Annotated in this window: 3 protein-coding genes; all 3 read right to left on the reverse strand. The window is 52.9% G+C overall.

Annotated features, from left to right (window positions below; all coding sequences use genetic code 11):
• Positions 1–165 precede the first annotated feature (165 nt).
• Entirely contained in the window at positions 166–960 is a 795-nt protein-coding gene (locus NZ772_14180) for a biotin--[acetyl-CoA-carboxylase] ligase (GenBank protein ID MCS6814697.1), read from the reverse strand.
• 12 nt (positions 961–972) lie between these two features.
• Positions 973–3702, reverse strand: a complete 2730-nt coding sequence (locus NZ772_14185; GenBank protein MCS6814698.1) for a bifunctional acetate--CoA ligase family protein/GNAT family N-acetyltransferase — start codon at positions 3700–3702, stop codon at positions 973–975.
• Between the two features lie 12 nt (positions 3703–3714).
• The coding region (locus NZ772_14190) for an iron-containing alcohol dehydrogenase (GenBank protein ID MCS6814699.1) at positions 3715–4752 on the reverse strand (1038 nt) is incomplete at its 5' end.

Raw genomic sequence — 4752 nt, forward strand, 5'->3', positions numbered from 1 at the left:
GTCCAAGCCACCCTTGATCACCCCTCCACCCGCTGTCAATGACGACGAGCCGCCTGTGACCTCCTTTGCTGATTGGGATGCACCACAGCTATCATCCACGTTAGAGATGCCGAATATTCCTAAGCCTGTCTCCCCTGATGAGTGGACTGATGACGACCCCTGGATTTAGGCTTGAACCCTAGCTTGTCCTGAGGCAAATGCTCTGACAGTGCCATCGCCTAATCGGATTAGCAGTTGCCCAGTTGCATCAATCCCCGCCCCCTGTCCGACGATCGTGCCTTCAGCAGTGGTAAAACTCAGGTTTTGATGGCGTAAATAGTCTCGCTCCTGGAGCGCAGGCAATAGCGGTTTCAAAGGTTCAGATGCCTGCGTAGTTGCTAATAGGCCTACTGCTTGCAAGAGGTAACGTCGGATCTGTTCCAGCATTGCTAACTCTGTGGGCACCTGAGCTGTAAGACTATGCAGACTGATCGGATGACCTAGCTGTGCTGTCGTTAACCCAGTTTGGGTAAAGTCTACCCAGCGATTGAGACCAATGCCCACGATCGTCCGGCGCGATTCTGCTGGTTGTCTCCACCCCGACTCACAGAGAATTCCAGCTAGTTTGCGATCACAGACATACAAATCGTTAGGCCACTTCAACCGTAACATCCCCTGCACGTCAGGTGCTAAGTCTTCTACAGCGTAGATTACTGCTAACCCTGCGGCAAGGCTAAAACTGGGCAAGCAATGGGGCCGGATATGATCGAGCACTACGCTTGCGGTCAATACTCCAGGTGGCGAGTGCCATGTCCGTCCCTGTTGTCCCCGGCCTGCGGTTTGCCGCTGAGTAACTACTACATCCCCGTGCTGAAGATACGCTGCATGGTCGATCGCCCATGTATTCGTACTTGCACATTCCTCCAACCAATGGAGCCAAGAGGGTATTGATGCTGACAAACCAGAACCACTCTGCGCCATGACCTGCCCAGTCTAATCCTTGCAATTCGCCGTGAGGTCGATCGCAACGTTAATGATGCCCGGTTCTGGGCTGGGATAGAGTTGGAAGCCAACTCGCTTGCATAGACGGCGCATTCCTTCATTTTCCTGTAAGACCTCGCCAGTAATGCGTTGCAATCCCTCGGCACGGGCTACATCAACGAGGCGGCTGAGTAGCTCGGTGCCAATGCCTTGCCGTTGGTAGGGGTCGGCAACCATCATGGCAAATTCAGCTTCAGGAAGGCCATGCTTTTTAGAGATGCGGGCAATACCCAAGATTTTGGGGTCAGGGTCAGTGATTTCAGCCACGAGGGCAATCTCGCGATCGTAGTCATTGAAACAGATACGGGTCAGGCGATCGTGGGCAATGCGTGTGCTGAACTTCATGGAGTGGAAGTAGCGTAGATAAACGCTGTGTTCGGACAGGGTGCGGTGAAAATCAATCACTAGTGGCTCATCCTCTGGGCGGATAGGACGGATAGTAATGCCATCCCGGAATGGCCACCTGTACTGAATAGGGTAGGGACGAATGGCAAGTTGCACCTGTTCAGCCGGATCACTCTGCAAAATCACCCTGGCATCCAGCGCTAGCAATCCAGAAGGTGAGGCCATTAGTGGATTGATGTCAATTTCACGAATTTGGGGCTGTTCTGCTACCAGTTGGCTAAAGCGCACCAGTAACTGTTCCAGGGCATCCAAGTCCACAGCCTTACGTCCTCGCACCCCCTGTAGAGCCTTGTAGATCAGCGTGTTTTCCATCAAGCGCCGTGCCAAGGTGCTGTTGAGGGGTGGCAAGGCGATCGCCCGGTCTTGAAACACTTCTACCAATTGACCACCACTACCAAACACCAACACTGGGCCAAACTGGGGGTCTTGGCTGCTACCTAGGATCAACTCATAGCCATCTACCCGGATCATCGGCTGCACCGTCACTCCTTGGAAGTGCTCTGCCCCGGCCTTGTCGGTAACGTTCGCTTGAATGTGAGCAAAGGCTCGGTACACTGCTTCCGGATCGAGTAAGTTCAGTTGCACACCACCCACGTCAGTTTTGTGGGTAACGGTACGAGAATAGAGCTTAAGGACAACAGGATAACCGATGCGATCAGCAGCAGCGACAGCCTCGTCTGCTGTAATGGCAATGTGGGTCGGCACCACTGGGATGCCATAGGCTGCCAACACCTGTTTAGATTCTACCTCGGTCAATAGGGTACGACGGTCAGCTTGGGCTTGGCGCAGAACGCGGGCGATCGCTGATCGATCCACTTGATCCTGCATACCCAAAATGGGTGTTTCATACAAGCTTTTCAGGTTGTAACTGTAGCGCCATAACAGGCTAAACACCTGCGCTGCCTCGTCGGGATAGCGATAGGTGGGGATCGCCGCTTGGTTGAGAATACGCTCTCCTTCATCGACTTCAGCACCACCCATCCAACTGGCAATAATTGGCTTGTGGGAATTGCTAGCCTGCCAAGTCTCTACCACGACCTTAGCAGTCTGGGTGGGGTCAGTCATGGCTTGGGGAGTAAGAATCAACAGACTGCCATCGCTGTGAGGGTCTGCTAGTACTATCTTGAGGGCCTCAGCAAACCGGTTGGGATCAGCATCTCCTAGAATATCGATCGGGTTTCCATGGCTCCAATGGGCAGGCAATACCTGATTCAAGGCTGCCAGACTTTCCTCCGACAAGGTTGTTAGGGAACCACCAGAGCGAATCAAGGCATCGGTTGCTAGCACACCAGGGCCACCAGCATTAGTGATGATACTAAGGTTAGATCCCTTTGGTCGGGGTTGTTTTGCTAACACTTCCGCCATGTCGAACAAGTCTTCGATGTGCTCTACTCGCAACACACCGCAACGACGAAAGGCCGCATCCAACACAGCATCACTGCCCGTCAGAGAGCCAGTATGGGAAGCAGCCGCTTGCGCAGCCGCTTGGGTTCGTCCAGCTTTGATGACAATGATGGGCTTGCTGAGGGCAACTTCCCGCGCAGCCGAGAGAAACGATCGCGCATTGCCAATCGACTCCATGTAAATGACAATACTGTGGGTGTTGGGATCATCGCCCAGATAGTCAATCAAGTCACCCCAGCCTACATCTAACATGGATCCCAGAGAAATAAAGGCACTGAAGCCCACATTCTCTCGCAGGCTCCAGTCCAAAATTGAAGTGCAGAGTGCTCCACTCTGGCTAATGAACCCGACGTTGCCCCGCTTGGCCATCTGACTTGCAAAGGTAGCATTCAAGCCAGTAATAGGATTTTGAACACCTAAGCAGTTGGGGCCAATTAGATGCATCCGTCCTTGGGCAATTTGCTGGATTTCTGCCTCTAAGCGAATGCCCTCGGCTCCAATCTCCTTGAAGCCAGCAGAGAGAATGATGGCTCCTTTTACCCCTACGTCCACACAATCTTGAATAATGGCAGGTACTCCTGCCGCAGGAATAGCAATCACTGCCAAATCGATAGGTTCTGGTAGGGCTTGGAGACGGTCATAGGCGCGAATTCCCAACACGTTATGTCGTTTGGGGTTCACTGGATAAATTGTGCCTCCAAAGGGGCTACTCAATAGGTTCCAGAGCACAGTGCGTCCTACACTACCATCGCGCTCAGTGGCTCCGATCACAGCTACCGATCGGGGCGAAAAAATTGGTTCTAGGGGATGGCTATTAGTTTTCCACAGGTCAGTAGCTGGATCATAGGGTAGCTGGGTAGATAGGTTACTCATGGTCATAGGCCCCTATGACGTGAGGACAGGATCGGTCTGGTGATACAGGCTGGCATCAAGGCGACAGCCACGGTAGGCCAAGATATACAGTTCTCGCATGTCTTGAATGAGTGGATAGCGGGGATTTGCGCCAGTGCATTGGTCGTCAAAGGCTTGTTCTGCCATAGACTCCAGGTGGTCGTAGAACTCTTGCTCGGTTTCCGACAGGGTTTCACGAATAGTGGCCGGAATCTCTAATTGACGCTTCAGGTCTTCGATCGCTGCAATCAACCGTTCTACCTTCTCGTCGTCCGTATCGCCTCCTAGATGCAAGTAGTCAGCAATTTCTGCGTAGCGATGCTTAGCGTTGGGATAGCGATATTGCGGGAAAATAGCCTGCTTAAACGGTGCATCCGTGGCGTTGTAGCGGATGACATGGCTAATCATCAAGGCATTGGCTAGGCCATGGGGCACGTGGAAAGTTGATCCCAACTTGTGAGCTAGGGAGTGACACACTCCTAAGAAGGCGTTGGCAAAGGCCATACCTGCGATCGTCGCTGCGTAGTGAACTTTTTCCCGTGCCTCTGGATCCTTAGCTCCCTGTTGATAGGCACGGGGCAGGTAAGTGAGCAGCAGCTTGATGGCTTGCAGTGCCAGCCCATCGGTAAAGTCACTGGCCATCACTGACACGTAGGATTCCAGGGCATGGGTGAGGGCATCAATGCCACCGTAGGCTGTCAGGCGCTTCGGCATGTTTAAGGTCAGGTTAGGATCAACAATGGCCATATTGGGGGTAAGGGCATAGTCTGCTAAGGGATATTTGATACCCACGCGATCGTCTGTCACCACTGCAAACGGTGTAACCTCTGACCCTGTTCCTGATGTGGTGGGAATACAGATGAGCTGGGCCTTTTGACCCAAGGTTGGCAACTCATAGACCCGCTTGCGAATATCCATAAATCGCATTGCCAAGCCCTCAAATTCCACCTGTGGCTGCTCATACATCAACCACATCACCTTCGCTGCATCCATCGGCGATCCACCCCCGACGGCAATAATCACATCAGGGTT

This window comes from Cyanobacteriota bacterium (genome assembly GCA_025054735.1).
Classification (GTDB): domain Bacteria; phylum Cyanobacteriota; class Cyanobacteriia; order SKYG9; family SKYG9; genus SKYG9.